The sequence below is a fragment of the Pseudomonas sp. O39 genome, assembly GCF_045447295.1.
GTDB classification, from domain to species: Bacteria; Pseudomonadota; Gammaproteobacteria; order Pseudomonadales; family Pseudomonadaceae; genus Aquipseudomonas; species Aquipseudomonas antarctica_A.
Genome location: NZ_JBJGXV010000002.1, coordinates 286277 through 305109, shown reverse-complemented (window position 1 = coordinate 305109; position 18833 = coordinate 286277). Strand labels below are relative to the sequence as shown.

Annotated in this window: 21 protein-coding genes; 9 read left to right on the top strand and 12 right to left on the bottom strand. The window is 59.5% G+C overall.

The window, feature by feature from the left end; all coding sequences use genetic code 11:
* Positions 1-14 precede the first annotated feature (14 nt).
* From ACI77D_RS03855 to ACI77D_RS03845, 3 genes are all read right to left on the bottom strand, one after another.
* Entirely contained in the window at positions 15-887 is an 873-nt protein-coding gene (locus ACI77D_RS03855; RefSeq protein ID WP_221295276.1) for a phytanoyl-CoA dioxygenase family protein, read from the bottom strand.
* A 27-nt stretch (positions 888-914) separates the two neighbouring features.
* Entirely contained in the window at positions 915-2432 is a 1518-nt protein-coding gene (locus tag ACI77D_RS03850; RefSeq protein ID WP_064454984.1) for an amino acid ABC transporter permease/ATP-binding protein, read from the bottom strand.
* A gap of 320 nt (positions 2433-2752) precedes the next feature.
* On the bottom strand, positions 2753-3727 hold the full coding sequence (locus ACI77D_RS03845) for a LysR family transcriptional regulator (RefSeq protein ID WP_064453304.1): 975 nt from the start codon (positions 3725-3727) through the stop codon (positions 2753-2755).
* A 194-nt stretch (positions 3728-3921) separates the two neighbouring features.
* On the opposite strand from ACI77D_RS03845, the gene ACI77D_RS03840 reads away from it, so the two are divergent.
* The 5 genes from ACI77D_RS03840 (at position 3922) to ACI77D_RS03820 (ending at position 7788) form a co-directional block, all read left to right on the top strand.
* Positions 3922-4344: a RidA family protein gene (locus tag ACI77D_RS03840; protein ID WP_064453305.1), complete on the top strand. Its 423-nt coding sequence runs from the start codon at positions 3922-3924 to the stop codon at positions 4342-4344.
* Complete coding sequence (locus ACI77D_RS03835) at positions 4341-5321, top strand: NAD(P)H-quinone oxidoreductase (RefSeq protein WP_221295277.1); 981 nt, start codon at positions 4341-4343, stop codon at positions 5319-5321. Before ACI77D_RS03840 ends, ACI77D_RS03835 begins: the two co-directional genes overlap by 4 nt.
* A 12-nt stretch (positions 5322-5333) precedes the next feature.
* On the top strand, positions 5334-5774 hold the full coding sequence (locus ACI77D_RS03830) for a type II 3-dehydroquinate dehydratase (RefSeq protein WP_221295278.1): 441 nt from the start codon (positions 5334-5336) through the stop codon (positions 5772-5774).
* Between the two features lie 104 nt (positions 5775-5878).
* Complete coding sequence (locus ACI77D_RS03825) at positions 5879-7129, top strand: flavin-containing monooxygenase (protein WP_407016079.1); 1251 nt, start codon at positions 5879-5881, stop codon at positions 7127-7129.
* 326 nt (positions 7130-7455) lie between these two features.
* Positions 7456-7788, top strand: coding sequence for a DUF6124 family protein (locus tag ACI77D_RS03820; RefSeq protein WP_221296118.1), 333 nt, complete (start codon positions 7456-7458; stop codon positions 7786-7788).
* Between the two features lie 504 nt (positions 7789-8292).
* Here ACI77D_RS03820 and ACI77D_RS03815 read toward each other — a convergent pair.
* Both ACI77D_RS03815 and ACI77D_RS03810 read right to left on the bottom strand, forming a co-directional pair.
* Positions 8293-8808 carry a hypothetical protein gene (locus ACI77D_RS03815; protein WP_221295279.1) on the bottom strand — a complete coding sequence of 172 codons (516 nt, stop codon included), beginning with the start codon at positions 8806-8808 and terminating at the stop codon, positions 8293-8295.
* Positions 8809-8977: 169 nt separating this feature from the next.
* Positions 8978-9889 (bottom strand): LysR family transcriptional regulator, encoded by a 912-nt coding sequence (locus ACI77D_RS03810; RefSeq protein ID WP_407016078.1) that lies wholly within the window; start codon positions 9887-9889, stop codon positions 8978-8980.
* 141 nt (positions 9890-10030) lie between these two features.
* On the opposite strand from ACI77D_RS03810, the gene ACI77D_RS03805 reads away from it, so the two are divergent.
* Positions 10031-11362, top strand: a complete 1332-nt coding sequence (locus ACI77D_RS03805) for an amidohydrolase family protein (protein WP_407016077.1) — start codon at positions 10031-10033, stop codon at positions 11360-11362.
* 87 nt (positions 11363-11449) lie between these two features.
* Positions 11450-11923, top strand: coding sequence for a DMT family transporter (locus ACI77D_RS03800; RefSeq protein WP_407016076.1), 474 nt, complete (start codon positions 11450-11452; stop codon positions 11921-11923).
* Between the two features lie 114 nt (positions 11924-12037).
* Here ACI77D_RS03800 and ACI77D_RS03795 read toward each other — a convergent pair whose 3' ends face one another.
* The 5 genes from ACI77D_RS03795 to msrA form a co-directional block, all read right to left on the bottom strand.
* Entirely contained in the window at positions 12038-12376 is a 339-nt protein-coding gene (locus ACI77D_RS03795; protein ID WP_407016075.1) for an ASCH domain-containing protein, read from the bottom strand.
* A gap of 127 nt (positions 12377-12503) precedes the next feature.
* Entirely contained in the window at positions 12504-12980 is a 477-nt protein-coding gene (locus ACI77D_RS03790; protein ID WP_221295281.1) for a GNAT family N-acetyltransferase, read from the bottom strand.
* Between the two features lie 58 nt (positions 12981-13038).
* Entirely contained in the window at positions 13039-13713 is a 675-nt protein-coding gene (locus ACI77D_RS03785; protein WP_262665660.1) for an Asp/Glu racemase, read from the bottom strand.
* Positions 13714-13880: 167 nt separating this feature from the next.
* On the bottom strand, positions 13881-14780 hold the full coding sequence (locus tag ACI77D_RS03780) for an alpha/beta fold hydrolase (protein WP_407016074.1): 900 nt from the start codon (positions 14778-14780) through the stop codon (positions 13881-13883).
* Positions 14781-15034: 254 nt separating this feature from the next.
* Positions 15035-15541: a peptide-methionine (S)-S-oxide reductase MsrA gene (gene msrA, locus ACI77D_RS03775; protein WP_064453318.1), complete on the bottom strand. Its 507-nt coding sequence runs from the start codon at positions 15539-15541 to the stop codon at positions 15035-15037.
* 150 nt (positions 15542-15691) lie between these two features.
* Here msrA and ACI77D_RS03770 point away from each other — a divergent pair, with 150 nt between their 5' ends.
* Entirely contained in the window at positions 15692-16099 is a 408-nt protein-coding gene (locus ACI77D_RS03770; RefSeq protein ID WP_407016073.1) for a hypothetical protein, read from the top strand.
* Positions 16100-16208: 109 nt separating this feature from the next.
* Positions 16209-17270 (top strand): alpha/beta hydrolase family protein, encoded by a 1062-nt coding sequence (locus tag ACI77D_RS03765; RefSeq protein WP_407016072.1) that lies wholly within the window; start codon positions 16209-16211, stop codon positions 17268-17270.
* Here ACI77D_RS03765 and ACI77D_RS03760 read toward each other — a convergent pair.
* The gene (locus ACI77D_RS03760; RefSeq protein ID WP_221295283.1) at positions 17249-18472 is read right to left on the bottom strand and encodes an amidohydrolase family protein; all 1224 of its coding nucleotides are present in this window, start codon (positions 18470-18472) and stop codon (positions 17249-17251) included. The genes ACI77D_RS03765 and ACI77D_RS03760 overlap by 22 nt on opposite strands.
* A gap of 70 nt (positions 18473-18542) precedes the next feature.
* Positions 18543-18782: a DUF2790 domain-containing protein gene (locus ACI77D_RS03755; protein ID WP_407016071.1), complete on the bottom strand. Its 240-nt coding sequence runs from the start codon at positions 18780-18782 to the stop codon at positions 18543-18545.
* Positions 18783-18833 lie beyond the last annotated feature (51 nt).

The window sequence follows — 18833 nt, the reverse complement described above, 5'->3', positions numbered from 1 at the left end:
AGGGTTTTAGGGGGTTAGGCAGTCGCGGAATCTTGGCCGGCCTGTTGCACGAAAAAGGACGCGCCACGGGGTTTCTGCGGCAAGCGCAGATGGTTGTCCGTGGAGCGCACCAAGCCACTTTCTTCACCGGCCACCAACACGCCGGCGTGTGCACTGGGCAACGGGTTTTCACCGAATGGCAGCGCGTCTTCAGCGGCGTATACGCTGATAAAAAGAGTGCGCGGCAGTTCGGTCTCGTTAGGGCTCGATGCATGTAACAGGCGCGTGTGCATGAAGCACACGGAGCCGGCCGGGCCGTAACAGGCGACCGGTTGCTGGCAGTGTTCTTCGACCACCGCCTCCTCTACCGAACCGGTGAACCGCTGGTTCTGCCAGTGCGACCACAGCGGGCCTTTGTGGCTGCCGGGGATCACATTCAGAGGGCCGTTTTGCGGGGTCACTTCACTGACCATCAGCAAGGCCGTCACGATGTCGTCGTTGCTGTGGGGCGTGAACAGAAAGTCCTGGTGCCACTTCACCTGGGTCGCGGTGTGCGGCAGTTTCGAATTGATTTTGCTGTGATGAAAACGCGCGCCACCAGCGCCGATCAACTGCGCAGAAATCGCCGCCATCCGTGAGTGCAACGCCACGCGCTCGTACACCGGGGAAATCTCGGTGGGCGAACTCACCCGGCGCAACGACGGGTGATCCGGGCGGTGGTCGCCCTCCAGGTCAAAGCGTGCGCGCCCGTCCACCGTGGCACCCCAACCCTGGTCGTGGCGGCGGCTCTCTTCCACCCACTGGTCGAAGTCGTGTTGCAGCGCGGCCACTTCGTCCAGCGACAGCACGCCTTCTACCACCAGGAATCCGTCGCGCTGGAACTGTTCGATTTGAGCTTGCTCGATCATATTGTTGTGTCCTGAACGTAAAAGAGATCACGCCAGCGAGACGTCCTTGAGGAACGCCTCCACGCGTGGGTTGTGGCCGCTGCGCAAAGCCTGCGGGGTGTCGTCGCACACCACACGGCCCTTCTCCATGAACACGATGCGGTCGGAGACCTTGAAGGCGAAGTTCATCTCGTGAGTGACGATCACCATGGTGATGCCCTCCCCGGCCAGGGCTTCGATGACCTGCAGCACTTCGTTGACTTTTTCTGGGTCGAGCGCCGAGGTGGGCTCGTCGAACAGCATGATTTGCGGGCGCATCATCAAGGCGCGGGCGATGGCCACGCGCTGTTGCTGGCCGCCGGACAACTGGTGCGGGTACTTCCAGGCGTGGTCGAGCATGCCCACCTTGTGCAACAGCGCGTAGGCCTGTTGCTTGAGCGCGTCAGTACGGCCGAGGCGATGGTATTTCGGCGCCATCAGCAGGTTGTCGAGCACACTCAAATGCGGGAACAGGTTGAAGCTCTGGAACACCATGCCGATGTTCAGGCGATGCTCGGCGTGCTCGACGTACTGCGGTTTCTGCGCGCCGACCTTGTTGAGATGTATGAACGGCTGGCCGTTGATCGTGATCTCGCCGTTGTCCAGCTGTTCAAGGCCATTGAGCAGGCGGATCAGCGTGGTCTTGCCTGAGCCGGACGGCCCGATCACCGACACCACTTCACCCGGCTGAATCTGCAAATTGACCGAGCCCAGCACTTCAATATCGTTGTAAGCCTTGTGCAACCGCGTGGCTTGCAGCGCCGATGCACCGGTGCTCGCCGGGCGCTGCAACGCCGTGCGCTGTTGCGTGGCGAGGGCCAGCACCGCCGCGTCCGGCACGCGGGACACGTTGCGTTGGTTGACGTCGAGAAAGCGCTCCAGGCGCTTGAGCAAAAAATCGAACACGGTGACGATCAACACATAGAAGAACGCCACCGCCGCCATGGTTTCGATCACCAGGAAGTTCTGCGAATACAGGCGCTGGCCGACCATCAGGATTTCGGTCAGCGAGATCACCGACACCAGCGAGGTGAGCTTGACGATCGAGATGTATTCGTTGGCCAGCGACGGCAACGCCACGCGCAAGGCCTGGGGAATGACCACGCGCCACTGGGTGCCGAAGAACTTCAAGCCCAGTGCGCGCGCCGCTTCGCCCTGCCCTTTGGGAATTGAGAGCAAACCGCCGCGATGGATCTCGGCCACATAGGCCGTTTCGCAAATCACCAGCGCCAACAGGCCGGACCAGAACGGGTCGGCCAGCACCGCCGACGTGCCCGGCAGCGCCTGGGGCAAGTTGTAGATAAAGATCAGCAGCACCAGCAGCGGCAAGCTGCGGAACAACCAGATATAGCCACGGGCCGGCAAGCTGAGCAGCGGCTGTTTGGATTGCTTGGCCAGCGCCAGCAGAAAGCCCAGGGCAATGCTCAAGAGCCAGGTCAGGGTGCTGAGTTTGATCACCGTCCATGTGGCTCGCCAGAACTCGGCGTCGCCGAGCAAACCAAACATGTAGTTCCAGTCGAATGTCATCGTCGCGGTGCCCTGAACAAAAAAGAAGTTGATCTGCATCGATGGGATGAGAGTCGTGGCGGGAGGCACTTGGGGTCAATTCGTAAAACCCGGCCCACTGGGTAGGCAGAACCTATGCAGCCAGGAAACACTGAAATTCCAATGTGGGAGCTGGCTTGCCTGCGATGGCATCACCTGGGTGGACCTGCCACACCGCGGTGCCTGTCTCGCAGGCAAGCCCGCTCCCACACTGAACAGGTGGTGCTGGAAGCTTTACGCCCTGACCGAAACAGTGCACGCCTTGATGCGCCACACCGAACCCGCCACCTTTTGGTGCAAGCTCAGCTCACACCACTCAGCACCCGCACCGCATGCGGGTCAAAAAAGCTCGGCGGGGCCATGCCGGGGATGTACTGGTCGGACACAAACATCCGGCAGCGCTCGGCAAACGCCGACACCACGCGCGACAGCTGAGTGTTGCTCGCCGTGGCGTAGCCCAGCCGCATCGGCCGATGGGCGCCGGCCAGGCGCAGGCGAATCACGCGCTTGCCATCCTGCGACATGTTCGATTTGGGCCGTGCATTGGCGAAGGAGTAGCCAATGCCATTGCCCACCATCGCACGCACCGTTTCGAGGTTGGTGGAGCGCATGATGATGTTCGGCGTGGTGCCCGCCTGCATGAACAGGCTGAGGAAATAGTCGCGGCTCCACGGCGTGTCGAGCAGCACCACCGGGTACGCCTCAAGGTCCTGCATGCTCACCGCAGGCAGGTTCGCCAGCGGGTGATACTCGCCGACCATCACATACGGCGGCAGGTGCGCCAGGGGTTGGAAGTCGATATCCGGGCTGGTCACCAGGTCGTAGGTCAGGGCGATATCCAGCTCGCCGCTGCGCAGTTTTTCCAGCAGTTCCTCATGGTTGCCTTCGGCCTGCGTCAGCCGCACACCTGGAAACGCGCGGCCAAACCCGAACACCAATTCCGGCGTGATCATCGGCGCCAGCGACTCCAGGCAGCCCACCCGCAACGGCCCGCGCACGGTGTTCAACGACTCCGAGGCAATGGTGTAGAGGTTGGTCATCTGCTCCAGAATCAGCTTGGCCTCCTGCATCACCTGGCGCCCCACCGCCGTGAGGGAAATGCCCTGCGCGTGGTGCCGAATAAACAGCTGAATGCCCAGCTCGGCCTCCATATGGGTGATGGCCGCCGAGATGGAAGGCGATGACACGTGAATGCGTTCAGCCGCAGCACTGATGCTGCCTGCCTCTCCCGACGCCACAAAATACTCCAGTTGACGCTGAGTAATACGACTGAGCATTACGCCTGCCCCTCAACAATGACTGTGTGGGTCGCGTTGCAGGGTTCGTGCCGGGTCATCGCCGGCCCTGCGCTCCCCCGATGAGGGGCACAGGCTTCGGTTTTTCCTAAGCACTACCCCGCGCAAATGCTGGTTTCGTGAGAACGAGGGCGATGTGAAGCTTGTTTCATCCCGCTTGCGATGAGTAACCCGCCATGCCCACCCACACCCGCATCCGCATGTTCAACACCCGACAGACCTACCCCAACCAGGCGCTGGACAACGACCTGTGCCAGGCCGTGCGCGCCGGCAACACCGTCTATGTGCGCGGCCAGATCGGCACCGATTTCGACGGCAACCTGGTCGGCCTCGGCGACCCACGCGCCCAAGCCGAACAGGCGATGAAAAACGTCAAGCAACTGCTTGAAGAGGCAGGCTCCGACCTGTCGCATATCGTGAAAACCACCACCTACCTGATCGACCCGCGCTATCGCGAGCCGGTGTATCAGGAGGTGGGTAAATGGCTCAAAGGCGTGTTCCCGATCTCTACCGGCCTGGTGATTTCCGGCCTGGGCCAGCCGGAATGGTTGATGGAAATCGATGTGATCGCCGTCGTGCCGGATGACTGGACCGTATGAAAGCGGTGATTGCCCGCGAGCCGGGCGGGCCTGATGTGTTGCACCTGGTAGAGCGCCCGGTGCCGACGCCCCAGGCAGGCGAGGTGCTGATTCGCGTGGCGGCCGCTGGCGTGAATCGCCCGGACCTGATGCAACGCAGCGGCGCGCCGATTCCCCCTGGCGCCACCGATGTGCTCGGCCTGGAAGCGGCGGGCACCGTGGTTGCGGTGGGCAGCGGTGTGGACGAGTTCGCACCCGGCGACGCCGTGATGGCGTTGCTTAACGGCGGTGGCTACGCCGAGTATTGCCTGGCCCACGCGGCGCATTGCCTGCCGGTACCGGCGGGATTATCGCTGCAACACGCCGCCGGGGTGCCGGAAGCAGCCTTTACCGTGTGGCACAACCTGTTTGAACTGGGCCGCCTGCGCACGGGCGACACGCTGTTGATCCACGGCGCCGCCAGTGGCGTCGGCAGTTTTGCCGTGCAGTGTGCGCAGGCGGCCGGCGCACGGGTGATCGCCACCGCGGGCGGCCCGCAGAAAGTCGCGATGCTGCAAACGCTGGGCGTGTGGCGAGCGGTGGACCGTCACAGCGAAGACTTCGTCGACGTGGTGAACCACCTCACCGAAGGGCGTGGCGTGGACGTGGTGCTGGATAACGTCGGCGGCGCTTACGTCGCGCGCAACCTCGCCGCCCTGGCAATGGGTGGGCGACACGTCAGCCTGGCGTTCCTGCAGGGCGCCCACATCGAGTTGGACTTGCAGGTGCTGATGCGCAAAAACCTCAGCCTCACCTCCTCCACCTTGCGCCCCAAAAGCCACGCCGAAAAAGCCCGGTTGGCGGTGTGCATCCGCTCGCGCTTTTTACCCTGGCTGGCCTGCGGTGCGGTGCGCCCGCAGATCCACGCGCAGCTACCGCTGCTTCAAGCAGCCGAGGCCCACCGACTGCTGGAAGCCAACGCCAACGTCGGCAAAGTCCTGCTGACCGTCGCTAAATAACGGGAGAGCCCCATGCCCCACCGCGTGTTTTTCCTCAATGGGCCCAACGCCAACCTCTACGGGCTGGATAAAAACGGCACCTACGGCAGCGAGAGTTTCGCCAGCATCGAAGCCCGCTGCCAGCACCACGCCACCGGGCTCGGCCTGGCCCTGGACTTTCGCCAAAGCAACCACGAAGGCGTGCTGGTGGACTGGATTCAAGAGGCCCGACTGAACGCCGACGCCATCGTGATCAACGCCGCCGGGCTCACCTACAGCTCCGTGCCGATCCTCGACGCACTGCTGGCGTTCGACGGCCCGATCATCGAAGCGCACATGAGCAACATCTGGAAGCGCGAGAGCTTCAGGCATCACTCCTACGTGTCCAAGGCCGCCACCGGCGTGATCGCCGGGTTGGGAGCGTTGGGTTATGAACTGGCACTGACGGCGGTGGCCGCGTTGCTCAAACCTTAAATACAGGCTCGAAAACACAGCCACTCGAATGTGGGAGATGGCTTGCCTGCTCCCACACTGGATCTTCGGTGTTACAGACAACCTCTTACTCTCAGGAAACGCCAATGACCGTCGAAACAATCAACACCCTGGTAGTCGGCGCAGGCCAGGCCGGCGTCGCCATGAGCGAACACCTGTCCCTGATGGGCGTGCCGCACATCGTGCTGGAGCGCCACCGCATCGCCGAACGTTGGCGCTCGGAGCGTTGGGATTCGCTGGTCGCCAACGGCCCGGCCTGGCACGACCGCTTTCCGGGGCTGAAATTCGAAGGCATCTCCCCCGAAGCCTTCCCGCCCAAAGAGCGCATGGCCGACTACTTCGAAGCCTACGTTCAAAAATTGCAGGCCCCTGTGCGCACCGGTGTGGAAGTCCAGCAAGTGGAACGCCAGGTGGGCCGCCCCGGCTTCAAAGTCACCACCTCCGCAGGCGTGATCGAGGCCAATAATGTCGTGGCCGCCACCGGCCCGTTCCAACGCCCGTCGATGCCGACTATCGTTCCCGCCACTGCGCCGTTGCATCAACTGCATTCATCCTCCTACAAAAATCCTGCTCAGTTGCCCGAAGGCGCGGTACTGGTTGTAGGCGCCGGCGCCTCCGGTTCGCAAATCGCCGAAGAACTGCAAAAGGCCGGCAAGACCGTGTACCTCTCCGTGGGCGAACACTACCGCCCGCCCCGCGCCTACCGCAGCCGTGACTATTGCTGGTGGCTTGGCGCCCTGGGCTTGTGGGACGAAGTCAAAATACAGCCGAAGAAAAAGCACGTGGCCTTTGCCGTCAGCGGCTACGAAGGCGGTAAGACCGTCGACTTCCGCCGCCTGGCACACCAAGGCATCAACCTGGTAGGCGTGACGCGCAGCTGGGACGACGGCGTGATGACCTTTGCACCGGGCCTGGCCGACAACGTGGCCGAAGGCGACCGCGCCTACTTTGATGTACTGCGCGACGCCGACGCCTATATCGAAGCCAACGGTTTACCGTTCCCCCTCGAACCCGACGCCTGGGAACTGCTGCCAGACCCGGAGTGCCTGGTTAACCCTATCCTCAGCCTGGACCTGGCCGCAGCGGGCGTGACCACCATTCTCTGGGCCACCGGCTTCACGTTCGATTTCAGCTGGTTGAAGGTCGATGCGTTTGACGAAAAAGGCGAGCCGTTCCACAAGCGCGGGATCTCGGCACAGAGCGGGATTTACTTCCTCGGCCTGCCGAACCTGGTGAACCGCGCGTCGTCGTTTATCTATGGGGTTTGGCACGATGCGAAGTACGTGGCCGATCATATTGTTTTGCAGAATGAGTACATGTCCTACAACAAGCCCTGAAACAGCAAAGTCCGAGGCGACAGCGCCTTGCTCCCTTGCCTACGCTTGCGTCAGAATCCGCCGGCTTGTGCGCTTGAGTGGGCGTCTCTAAGGTTGCTCGGTCGCTGAACACTCAGTGATCGGGTTTAGTAGCCTGGGGTTATTCCAGTCAGTGCATGAGCATCATCTGTCGGACGGTCTAGTCCGTGCTTGATGGTGGCTGTGTGCAGGGCGTCCTCGGGCGCGCCGGCTTTCTTGGAATTCCCCGGTCTACTAACCTGCGCACAGCTGCCACCCCTTTGTTTAGTAGCTCAGAGGTGGCGGCCCTAAAGTGGGAAATTCCAAGTATGTTCAAAGTTACGCCCAACCCTCCGAACGAACCGGATCTGAAACTCAATCAGGCTGCACATCGTGCGATTGATCGCTATCTCAATCCAGAAACCGCCCCACCTTCATCACCGCCGGGTTTATTCAGCGTTGCCGTCGACGCCAGCAGCGAAACCCTGATCACCAACAGCTATGAAACCTTTTCCTCCGTCACCGCCTTGCTGCTCGACCTGTCGGAGGACTTGACCGGGAAACAGCGCGATGTGGCGCTGGCGATTCACCAGTTGAGTGAATTGGGGGTTTTATTGATCGATAGACTGATGGAGCGCGAGGCCGCTGTAACAGGCGGCTAAACGTTCAACAGCACGACCCGAAAAATCGCCGATTCGTCGCAATGCCCTTGATGACGAATCGGCGCTTTTTTGTGGCTTTACTGGGTTAGTGTCCGAGGGCGTCTAATACACATGCCCTGCTGACAGTCGCGGGGTGAAAGACATGAAAAAACAGGACTGTATTGGGTCATTCATTTATGGCGGTGAAAGGTCGATGTTGGCCGAGAGTTGCCGGTCGCGAACGGCAGCAACCGGCCCAGAGTGTGTAAAAACGCTTCGCCAAAATTGAAGTGTGCGCGTCTACGTTAAATCTGAAATTTATCGGCACGTCTGCAGATGTGGATTTCGCTTAGAAACGCGATTTCCAGTCCGGTTTTGAGCACTTGGCGCGCTCAAAAACGTTTTTACACAGCCTCGGCCGATTGCTGCCGGTCATGTCTCCACTCATCTTGCCGGTCAAAAATGATGCACATAAAGGGTTAAGTCGAACGCACATGGGAGCGTCAGGCAGGGTGAAATTTCCCACTAGAGCGTCGGTAGCCGATCCTGCGCACAATTGCTCTCCATTTTCGGCTCATTGGCCATGGGGACGCGCGCGCCCGAATCGACATTGAATATGTCAATGTAACAACGGCTTAGCGAGCCCGGGATGTCGACAATCCCGCCTTTAATCACGTAACGTGCGCCCGGTGCAAATTCGCTGACAAACGATATGCTGCACGAGCGATTGGCATTGGCCGCGCCGCGCAACTCCAAGTGCAGCGGCTTGCCGGCTTCAATCGGAAAAAAGCCCTCCGGCGTCGATACATTCTTGTGAACGGAAACCAGCTGCTTGCCCTCCCCCGACGCAGTCGCCACGGGTTTGCCGTATTTGCAGCCGATGGCATCCGCCTCGACCAGCGACACACCGTTTCGATAATTCTCCATCGACACTAATTCGCTGCGGATAAGCGCGTGAGGCGCCCCCGCGGGCACGAGGTATTTCGGCGCTGGGGCGCAGCCTGCCAGCAGCAGAATTGAACACAGGTAAAGAGGCTTCATAATTTCCTTATTCTGGACTGGGGGGCCGTAGAGCTCCGCTATTAATCACTTCAGCACTCGCCGTTGCCAGCGCATTCACCGGCATGCTGGTCGGGCGAAACGTCCACCTTGAATTTGTTTCATCGTCGAACTGACTGGGTCTGAGCCAGGGGAAAAGGCAGCCTTCCCCTTATTCGCCAATTGCCGAATTGCCGTCGCGGATAAGTTCGGTTACCCAATCAGCAAATGCGCTCACGGCTGGCGAGAGAAAACGTTGATGCGGATAGAGCAAGGTGACAGGCACGGACGCAGGCTGCCAGTCCGCGAGCACCTCGATCAGCCGCCCCTCCTGCAGATGCTCCGAGACCACCCTCTCCGCAAGCTGCACCAGCCCGAAACCTTCAAGACACAGTTTTATGTAGAGTCCTGTCTCATTCACCGCCGCAGTACCGTTGACCGGGACTGAGATTTTTTGAGTGCCGCTTAAGAAGCACATTTCACCCGTTCGCCTGGAGTTGCCTGAAAAATAATGAATGGCCCGGTGGTGAGACAAGTCGTCCGGGGTCTGGGGAATACCGTTATCGTTGAGATAGGCCGCAGAAGCACACGTCACCCAGCGAAACTGTCCGAGGGGGCGTGCAACGAGCGTTGAGTCATTGAGTTCGCCTGTGCGAATGACGCAATCAATCCCCTCCTGAACGAGATCCACCTGCCGATCATTAACGCCTATCATCAGGTAGATATCCGGGTATCGCCGGTAAAAGTCTTTCAGGTTCGGCATGACAATAAAATGTGCAATGCCGCCCGGCATATCAACCCGCAAACGCCCCTGCGGTCGTTTTGCAGAATCCGTCAGGCCGGACTCCGTCTGCTCAATCAGTTCGAGTATTTCCCGGCATTGCGCCAGGTAACGTGCCCCCTCGGATGTGAGGCTGACCTGCCGCGTTGTTCTGTTGAGCAGGCGCACCTGCAGGTACTTTTCCAGAGTTTTAATACTGCTGGTCACCGTTGACGCCGGCAAAGAGAGCGTTTGCGCCGCGTGAATAAAGCTCCCCGCCTCTGCCACACGGACGAAAACCTGCATTGCCTGGATACGGTCCATTTTTTTCCATGAGCCACAACGGAAGCAACCGCCTGAACACTATTGTTCGTGATTGCTGAATAATCAAAACAGTTTAGCCCTCTTTTTCGGGAGTATCACATTCCGTATCTTTTCTTCACGACATTCAAAACGTGAAGCGAAATGACTGAATATAGCCGCAACATCATGCAGGCCCCTGCCTCACCGGCCGGCCGCACCCTTATCCGCGGAGCCACTGTGCTCAGCATGGACGCTGATATAGGCAATCTGGTGCGCGGCGATATCCTCATCGACGGCAGCACCATCACGGCCATACATGAAAACATCGAGGCCGACGACGCCATGGTTATTGAGGCATCCGGCATGATTGCCATGCCGGGCATGGTCGATACGCATCGCCACGCCTGGGAGGGGCAACTGCGCCGGCTGAATCCGAATGCCGAAACGCTTGAAGACTACTGCAACGCAACGCATTACTCGTTTGCCAAATACTATCGTCCGGCCGACATGTATATCGGCAACCTGCTGACCGCCTTGGGCTGCATCGATGCTGGCATCACCACCGTGGTTGATAACTCGCACAACAGCCGCACCGGCGCGCACTCCGACGCAGCGGTCGAGGCCCTGCTTGACGCTGGAATCCGGTCCATACACGCCTCCGGCGCGCCGGTTTCTGGGGAGTGGGACAAAGCCCACTGGCCCGGCAACCTGGAGCGCCTGCAGGAAAAATATTTCAAACCCGGGGACAACGAGCTGGTCTCGCTGGCGGTGATGGCACAGCTGGAACCTGAGCTGTGGGCTGAAGCCCGGCGGCTGGGCCTGCCGATTATCACCGAGTTTTTTGGCGGAGAAATGGCCGCTGAGCTGCAAGGGCTGCACCGGGAAGGACTGCTGCGCCCCGATAACATCTTTAACCACTGCACCGCGCTGCCGGACGCAGGATGGCAAATCCTTCGCGATGCTGGCGTACGGGTCAACGTATGCCCGCGCTCCGATGCCCACTACGGCATCGAGGATGGCATGTTCGCCATGCAGTCAGCCCTGCGTCACGGTATCCGCCCGGGGCTGAGCGTGGATAACGAAACGTCCTACAGTGGCGACATGTTTATGGAGATGCGCGTGGCGTTTTACCTGCAACGCGTCATGGGCATGCACCAGCAACGTTGCTGCGGGTTAGAACATCATCCGGTGACACTGCCTGCCCATAACCTGCTGAAAGCCGCCACTGCCGACGGCGCTGCCTGTGCAGGACTGCAGGACAAAATCGGCAGCCTCACCCCCGGAAAACAGGCTGATCTGATCCTTATCAATGCACAGGACCTCAACCTCTACCCGTCGGGCAATGCATTCGGCACCGTGGTACACGCGGCCGAACGCAGCAATGTTGACACGGTCATGATTGGCGGACGCATCGTCAAGCGCAACGGCAAGGTACTGGGCGTGGGCAGCGAGCGGCTGCGTGCGGCTGCGTGCGGCGATCGACGAATCCCGTGAGCATCTATTTGCCGCTGCTGGCTACCAACCTGACATTTTTTCCGAAACGTTCGTGCCGCTTGAAACGGCCCGGTAAGGAGGCGCGAAATGAGTGCAGCCTATCACCTGTTGGCCATCGGCGCAGGACTGGGCATAACCCTGCAGACCACGCTGAACGGTCAACTCGCTAAAGGTGTAGGGGGCGATTCGGTAGCGGCAGCTCTATTCTCCTTTACCGCCGGTGCGGTGTGCCTCGGCATATGTTCACTGATGCGGGGCGGAACATTAACCTCACTGGCAGCCATACCGACCCAGCCCTGGTGGAGCCTGCTGGGCGGACTGCTCGGTGCCGGTGCGCTGCTCAGTTACGTGGTGCTTGCGCCCAAAATCGGCTTGTCAGCATTGCTTGGGCTCGCTATCGCCGGGCAGATTACATCGTCGCTGGCTATCGATCATTTTGGGCTGATGGGGGCAGTTGAAAGACCGGTGTTTCCCGTCAAGTTGGTCGGCTCGATGGTGATGCTGGCAGGCCTGGGCATCGCCCTATTCGGCGATAGTTGGTCAGCGCTTTTCTCCAGATGACGGCTGCGGTTTACTCCACCACATCACGTAGGAAGAACAGTGGTCTACCCCAACTTCCTAGCCTTCTCAACCCTATATATAGGCTAGAGGCCGTTGGCTAGAGGACCTTGTCCTCTACAATACTTCCACCAACTCAAATTCTTCTGCCACAAGTTCCATAGCCTCGTCGAACGCCCCCTCTCGTTGGAAAAAATCTTTATGGCCCTGCTTCCAGTACCTGAGACTGAGATCCCCTTCGCCTTCCTTTCTGGCTAGGTCTTGATCGACGTCGCAGTAACGAATGATATGCATCGAAATAACTCGAATGACACATACCGGCTCGCCCTGACTGTTGAGGACGATGCTGTAACCGCCAATAGTGGATGATTCATCTTCATGTTTGAATGATGAGAGCGAGCAACAGGTGGCTGTTTTTATGCCTTTAGCAACCCGTTCGGCGAGTTCATCGGCCATTTCTGGAGTATCCCCAAATGACCATGCCGTGGCACCGGGGTACCTGACCTTTAAATCATCCATTATGTTCACAACTAAATCCCTTTAAATCATGTTATTGGCGATCGCCTTGGCACCCATTAAACCGTCACGATTGGGCCGCCGTAGCGCTCTGACGGACATAGTAATTATCGAATTCGCCGCTTTCGACGAATTGGAAACCATGGCGAGTATAAAAACGATTCGAGGCACTTTCCTTGAGAGCACCTACTTTAATAGGAAGCGCGGCCGCATCCGCCTCTTTGAAAATCTGCGTGAGCACAGCAGCACCTACTCCTGATCCTTGCGCACGGGGTATCACGTACAGGTGGTCGAGCATGAGTTCATCGCGGTGATGCTTGACCACTACAAAACCCACTCGGTCTCCAGCTACTTCAATGTAACGCGTGTTGCGCGCTTCAAAACTGCTAACAAACCGCTCGCGCGCGCGTACCGGATCGAATCGCCCGGCACGCTCCAGGCTGTCGCGCATAGCCTCAATTCGAATGGCGACGAGGTCGTCCATGTCGCTGTGTTGAGCGCGCACTAACGTGACAGGGGCGTTTTGACTGAGTGAAATTGGCATGTTTTGCGCTCTGCGCAGGCTCTTGGCGTGACCAATATGCGAGGTCGGGGGCAGCCCCCTAGTTCCTTTCTATTTTCCCGTGACCCGATGCGGCTTTCACTGCTGCCTTCAAGCCTTCCGTTGCACTGGTGAGCGGGGAAGGACCCGTTGTCACGAGTGATGCAGCTCCACTCATTGAAGCTTGTCCCAAGGCGACCACTGATGCGCCGTCGAGGTATGCTCGGTCCACTGCCTCGGCAACAGCGGCTAGATACCCTATGAAGTCACCGGATTTAAATAGTGCCCAAGCCCCGCAAACAAGTCGAATTTCAATCAACGCTTTGGATCTCTCTGCAGCGCGCATGAAAAGACGCGATGTGGGATCGACAGTCGTCTCGACAGCACACAAAACCACGATTTTAAGACCCGCCGAACCCGCATTAACAGCAGCGCAAGCCAGAGCTTCATCCGCTCTCATAATTGTGGGTGAAGTGCTCTTTGTAAGGCCTTCGATAGACGGGCCTAAGGTCGAACATGTGAGTAAAACTGCGTCAGCATGGTGAGCGAGTGAAAGAAGCGCTTGCTGCGTTGCATTCGATATACACGCAGTCAGTCCGCCTGAACGCTCGGCCGCTGCCAGGAGATCAGCACGAACCTCATGCTGCAAAATATTTAGCCCAATTCCAAGCGCCTTCGCAGCCGAGTCGAAGACCGTCACGTTGCTTTCAGCTGTATGTAGGCAGGCGATTCGCATGAGTCACTCCACCTCTCTCTAAAACATCTTTGAACATCGCTAAGCGTTTTTACAGCCCTTCACGACAGGCAGCAATCGGCCAAAACGGACGGTCGGTGACCTGCAAGCACGGCAACGAATTCTGTGCCCTTAACGGCGATTCATCACTCTAGCAACCCCGCCGCCGCTCACCGGTTCAGGAACTTGATGACAGCACTGGCGAACAGTTCTGGCTGATCAAGCATGATGAAGTGAAAACTGCCGTCAATGCGCCTGAAGCTGATGTTTGGGGTCGAGACATAGGCGTTATGGAACATTGCATCAATGTGGGATGCCTCTACGCCGTAAAGCGGGTCGTAGGCATAGACGACCTCGACAGGCACCTTGATGCGTTCAAGCTCAGGCCGGAGGTCGGTGACCATCAGCTCATACATGGCATCGGCCATCGTCTTTCGGTCCGAGTTCATCCCCGCTGCGACCAGGCCTGGCCTGACCGCTTCAGTTTTAGCGAGACGGGCGATGGCGGCCTGCTGCATGGCGTGCGCCTGCTCAGGCGTTGCCGCCAACATCGCATCGCGCATCGCAGCAGCATGCGGGGTCGCCGCCTCACTGGTCGCGGAGGGGTCAAAGAGCAACGTATAAAAGGGCATCGCATCGACAATCATCAGGCGTCCCACTTGATCGGGATGACGCGCACCCAGCATGAGCGCCACCTCACCACCCAACGAATGACCGATGATGACCGGCGCCTCGATGCGCTGGCTGCGGATGTATTCAGCGATCGCCTCGACCGTCGGCGCAACGACTCCCCCGTCTGGATTGGATACGGCAGGCGAGCCGGCAAAGCCAGCTACCTGCACGAGATGGAGACGGTGGCTGTGCCGTAATCTGGAGGCCAAATCAGCCCAGACTTCGTAGGACGACGCAAATCCTGGAATTAAGATGATATCTGTTCCCGAGCCTTGTACCAGCACTGAGATACCACCCTGGTTGACAGTGACTGGCGGCAGGGGTGCAGGCTGGGCTGGCGATGCAGACAACAGCGCCAACGTGGTGCCAATCCCGGCAAGGATCACGCCTGCACGCATGGCGTTCCCCTTTTCGCGCAATGCGACGTGACATTTACGGTGTCACGGTCGCCAATTACACCGACGGGTAGGCCGCTTAGCGGGTTCATAGTCATTCCTTTGACCGAAAAAGTATTGCCACTATACGGCGCACAAAGGCATCAGGAAACTCTCCCCGCCGGCAATCCTTGGCGTCCGCTTCGGGTCGAAAGCAGCCTATTTCCCGCTCACCACGAATCGTCGCCCACCCCATTGCTCGCTTGCACTGCTCACCCTCAAGCCCGCTTCGGCAACTTCCAATTCGGCCGTATGAAATGGCAGGTATAGCCGTTGGGTATCCGCTCCAAATAATCCTGATGCTCCGGCTCCGCCTCCCAGAACGGCCCCGCGGGCTCAATCTCAGTCACCACACGGCCTGGCCATAACTTCGACGCATCAACATCCGCAGCGGTGTCTTCGGCGATGTCGCGTTGTTGTTCACTCAGGTAATAAATCGCCGACCGATAGCCGGGGCCGACGTCATTGCCCTGCCGGTTGGGCGTGCTGGGGTCGTGTATCTGGAAAAAGAACTCAAGGATCTGCCGGTACGTTATCACTGCGGGGTCAAACACGATTTCAATCGCTTCCGCATGATTGCCATGGTTGCGATAAGTGGCATTCGGCACATCGCCGCCGGTGTAGCCGACTCGGGTGCTCAGCACGCCGGGGTAGCGGCGCAGCAGGTCCTGCATGCCCCAGAAGCAGCCGCCGGCGAGGATGGCGGTTTCGGTTTGGTTGGTCATGGTGTGTCCTTGCGCTCAATGGATACACAATAGTTATGGGGCTGTGTTGGCCAATACCAAGGTTCAACGGCAGTTAGTTGTGGTTCTCTCCCAAAACTGTAGCGGCAAAAAGTTCTACACTCTCGCGCCTATCCTGCTCGGAACCGCGCCATGCGACGTCATATCCCCTTGCTGCTGTTATTTCTCCCCGGGCTGGTTTACGCCCTCCCCGCCCTCAAAGACACCACGCTCTACACCACCACCGCCCAAGACTGCCACGATGTGGACCTCGCCACCTGGCAGCACCCGACCCGCACGTTGTTGGAGAAAAACAACTTCCAGCTCGAACGCATCCAGCTGTGCAACAGCGGCCACTACCCGATTTTCCAGGTGCAAGCGCCCTACGATCCACGCGGTCAGACCAAGGACTTTTTCCTGCCGCTGTATGAGGATATGCGTAAGGCCAACGGTAAATGGCCCTACGCGCTGGTCGTCAGCAGCGACGCGGTGGTGGTGTATGTCAGTTACCCGAAGGCCGACCATATCTCCCTGGATTACGAGGGTTTCGCGGCGCCATAGGCGTGCGTTCCAACGCAGTCAGAACAGGTGGTGTGCTTCCCGGGAGGGGATGCATTGCGACAGGATTTCAGGTGATGATGCGCCACCCCAATCAAGGAAGATAAAAACAATGAAAACAGTGCTGCGTGCCCTGTTCCTGCTGTGCCTGGCGACACCCGCCTTGGCTGCCGAAAGCCCCGTCGGTTTCAAAACCGCCACCCTGCCGGATACAAAAAGCCAGCGCCCACTGGAACTGGCTGTCTGGTACCCCGCCGCCGCCACAGCCAAACCCGAGCTGATCGCCGACAACGCGGTCTTCATCGGCGCCCTCGCCGTGCCCGATGCAGCGCCGGCTGCCGGCGAGCATCCGCTGGTGGTGCTTTCCCACGGTTACGGTGGTAATTGGGGCAAGCAGGTGTGGCTGGCCAGCGCATTGGCGCACAAGGGTTACATCGTAGCGGCGGTCAACCACCCGGGCACCACCACCAAGGATCGCAGCCCAAAAGCCGCCGCCCAGTTATGGCTACGCCCGGCCGACCTGAGCCGCGCGATTGACGCGGTGCTGGCTCAGCCGAAGCTATTTGGCGCGGTGGCGGAACATCAGATTGCGGCAGTGGGCCACTCCCTCGGCGGCTGGACCGTGCTGGAAATCGCTGGCGCGCGTTTCGACCCCGACCTGTTCAGCCGGGACTGCGCCGAACACCCTAAATTGGGTGGCTGCATCGGCTACCAGGAGATGAACCCCGCCGGCACGCCAGCCGGCAAGGCACAACTGGCCGCTGATTTGAGCGACAAGCGCGTCACCGCGATTGTGTCTTTGGACCTGGGCCTGTCACGCGGCCTGACCAGTGCAAGCCTTGCCGCATTGCCGGTACCGGCGCTGGTGATTGCGGGTGGCGTGCCCACGGAGGACATGTCCCCGGAATTGGAGTCCGCCGACATGGTCAAGCGTCTGCCAAACACATCGACGCAGTATGTGGAGATCAGCGACGCCACGCACTTCAGCTTTATGTCGATCTGCAAGCCGGGCGGGATGGCGTTGATTGAAGAGAGCTCACCCGGCGATGGCATGATTTGCCGGGACGATGAAGGCGCTCGGCCACGGGCGGTGATTCAGCAGCAGGTGGTGGCGCAGATCAGCGAGTTTCTGGCCAGGACCAGCCTACCGGGTCAAAAAACCACCGAACGCTGACAGACCGACGTCGCCACGACCCTCCCGCGTTTAAGCACCATCAACCGCGCGGGCAAGTCGAGAATCACATCACCCACCGAACGCGTATCCAGCAACACCAAATCAGCAGCCTTACCCGGCGCCAACCCATAATCCTTCAGCCCCAGCGCTTTCGCCGGACTTGTGGTGAGCATCGACAACACCGTGGCCTGGTCATCCGCCCCGCCCAGGTGGCAGGCAGGAATGGCCAGTTGCGCAATATTGAGCAAATCGCCGGTGCCAAATGGGGTAAATGCGTTGCGGATATTGTTGGTGGCCAGGCACACATTTACACCGCCGTCACGCAGTGCCCGCACCGGCGTCAGGGTGCGGCGCACGTTATGGCCGTCGCCGCGCGCGCCCAGGTGCAAGTCGGTGGCGGGCAGGCACATGACGCTGATGCCGGCCTCGCGAATCAGCGCAATAATCTCGCGCTGTTTATGCGGCGGCACGGCGCCCAAGCTGGTCAGATGGCCGACACACACGCGGCCTTGGTAGCCTTCCTGAATCGTCTTGCGTGCCAGGTATTCAATGCTCATGTGGTCGGCGTCGTCGGCAAAATCCTGGTGGAAGTCGATGTCCTTGCCGTAACGCTTGGCCAGGCTGAACACGTAGTCGATATGTTCATGCGGCGAATCATCGTTGTAGGGAATGCCGCCCACCACATCGGCGCCTTTTTCCATGGCCTCGACCATCATTGCCTGCATGCCCGGTAGCTTGAGGATGCCTTCCTGTGGGAAAGCGACCACTTGAATATCAATCACGTCGCGAAATTTTTCGCGCAGTTCCAGCACCACATCGAACCCGGTAAAGCCTTGTACGGGGTCGAACTCGGCGTGGGCGCGCACGTGGGTGGTGCCCGACTGCACCAGTGCGCGCAGTACCTGGGTGGAGCGTTCGAGGATGTCATCGCGGGTCAAAGTGGGTTTGAGTTCAGCGGTGACCGCTATCGCCTCTTTTAAGGTGCCGGAGCGGTTGGCTTTGCGGTGCATGACATGGGCTTTTTCCAGGTGCAGGTGCCCTTCGACAAAACCCGGTATCAGCACGTTGCCGTGGCCCTGGATTTCCTGCCGGGCCCGGGCTGCGATGTTCGGCGCAACCTCGACGATGTGGCCGTTGTGCACCGCCACGTCCATCAGCGGTTGTGCGTCATCAATGCGTACGTTGCGAAAGATTAAATCCATGAATCCGACCCTCAATGTTGCGGCCCTCAGGCGCACCGGGCGCAACGGTAAAAAACAAACAATGGACGGCTCAACCGTTGGAGCAGCCGTTACCCATCACGTGGTATTCGAGAATGTGCTGCTGGCCCTGGGAGTCTTCGTAGGTCATACGCACGGGCACCACCGCGCAGACGTCCGGCACTTCGCTGGTGGAAATCACGCGGGCGATGTCCAGGTGCTGGGCATAGCTGTATTGCTCGACCGGGAGTGGCTCTTCGGCCATCGCCGCGCCGCAAAACACGCCGAGTATCAGTACAAGTAACGCTTTCATTTTCAGATGACCTCTTCGGCATCGTGAGGAAAGTCGAACCCGGCGCCTGTG

Coding starts and splice junctions, on each gene's coding strand:
- ACI77D_RS03855 (WP_221295276.1), bottom strand. CDS start 887: ATGATCGAGCAAGCTCAAATCGAACAGTTCCAGCGCGACGGATTCCTG.
- ACI77D_RS03850 (WP_064454984.1), bottom strand. CDS start 2,432: ATGACATTCGACTGGAACTACATGTTTGGTTTGCTCGGCGACGCCGAG.
- ACI77D_RS03845 (WP_064453304.1), bottom strand. CDS start 3,727: ATGCTCAGTCGTATTACTCAGCGTCAACTGGAGTATTTTGTGGCGTCG.
- ACI77D_RS03840 (WP_064453305.1), top strand. CDS start 3,922: ATGCCCACCCACACCCGCATCCGCATGTTCAACACCCGACAGACCTAC.
- ACI77D_RS03835 (WP_221295277.1), top strand. CDS start 4,341: ATGAAAGCGGTGATTGCCCGCGAGCCGGGCGGGCCTGATGTGTTGCAC.
- ACI77D_RS03830 (WP_221295278.1), top strand. CDS start 5,334: ATGCCCCACCGCGTGTTTTTCCTCAATGGGCCCAACGCCAACCTCTAC.
- ACI77D_RS03825 (WP_407016079.1), top strand. CDS start 5,879: ATGACCGTCGAAACAATCAACACCCTGGTAGTCGGCGCAGGCCAGGCC.
- ACI77D_RS03820 (WP_221296118.1), top strand. CDS start 7,456: ATGTTCAAAGTTACGCCCAACCCTCCGAACGAACCGGATCTGAAACTC.
- ACI77D_RS03815 (WP_221295279.1), bottom strand. CDS start 8,808: ATGAAGCCTCTTTACCTGTGTTCAATTCTGCTGCTGGCAGGCTGCGCC.
- ACI77D_RS03810 (WP_407016078.1), bottom strand. CDS start 9,889: ATGGACCGTATCCAGGCAATGCAGGTTTTCGTCCGTGTGGCAGAGGCG.
- ACI77D_RS03805 (WP_407016077.1), top strand. CDS start 10,031: ATGACTGAATATAGCCGCAACATCATGCAGGCCCCTGCCTCACCGGCC.
- ACI77D_RS03800 (WP_407016076.1), top strand. CDS start 11,450: ATGAGTGCAGCCTATCACCTGTTGGCCATCGGCGCAGGACTGGGCATA.
- ACI77D_RS03795 (WP_407016075.1), bottom strand. CDS start 12,376: ATGGCCGATGAACTCGCCGAACGGGTTGCTAAAGGCATAAAAACAGCC.
- ACI77D_RS03790 (WP_221295281.1), bottom strand. CDS start 12,980: ATGCCAATTTCACTCAGTCAAAACGCCCCTGTCACGTTAGTGCGCGCT.
- ACI77D_RS03785 (WP_262665660.1), bottom strand. CDS start 13,713: ATGCGAATCGCCTGCCTACATACAGCTGAAAGCAACGTGACGGTCTTC.
- ACI77D_RS03780 (WP_407016074.1), bottom strand. CDS start 14,780: ATGCGTGCAGGCGTGATCCTTGCCGGGATTGGCACCACGTTGGCGCTG.
- msrA (WP_064453318.1), bottom strand. CDS start 15,541: ATGACCAACCAAACCGAAACCGCCATCCTCGCCGGCGGCTGCTTCTGG.
- ACI77D_RS03770 (WP_407016073.1), top strand. CDS start 15,692: ATGCGACGTCATATCCCCTTGCTGCTGTTATTTCTCCCCGGGCTGGTT.
- ACI77D_RS03765 (WP_407016072.1), top strand. CDS start 16,209: ATGAAAACAGTGCTGCGTGCCCTGTTCCTGCTGTGCCTGGCGACACCC.
- ACI77D_RS03760 (WP_221295283.1), bottom strand. CDS start 18,472: ATGGATTTAATCTTTCGCAACGTACGCATTGATGACGCACAACCGCTG.
- ACI77D_RS03755 (WP_407016071.1), bottom strand. CDS start 18,782: ATGAAAGCGTTACTTGTACTGATACTCGGCGTGTTTTGCGGCGCGGCG.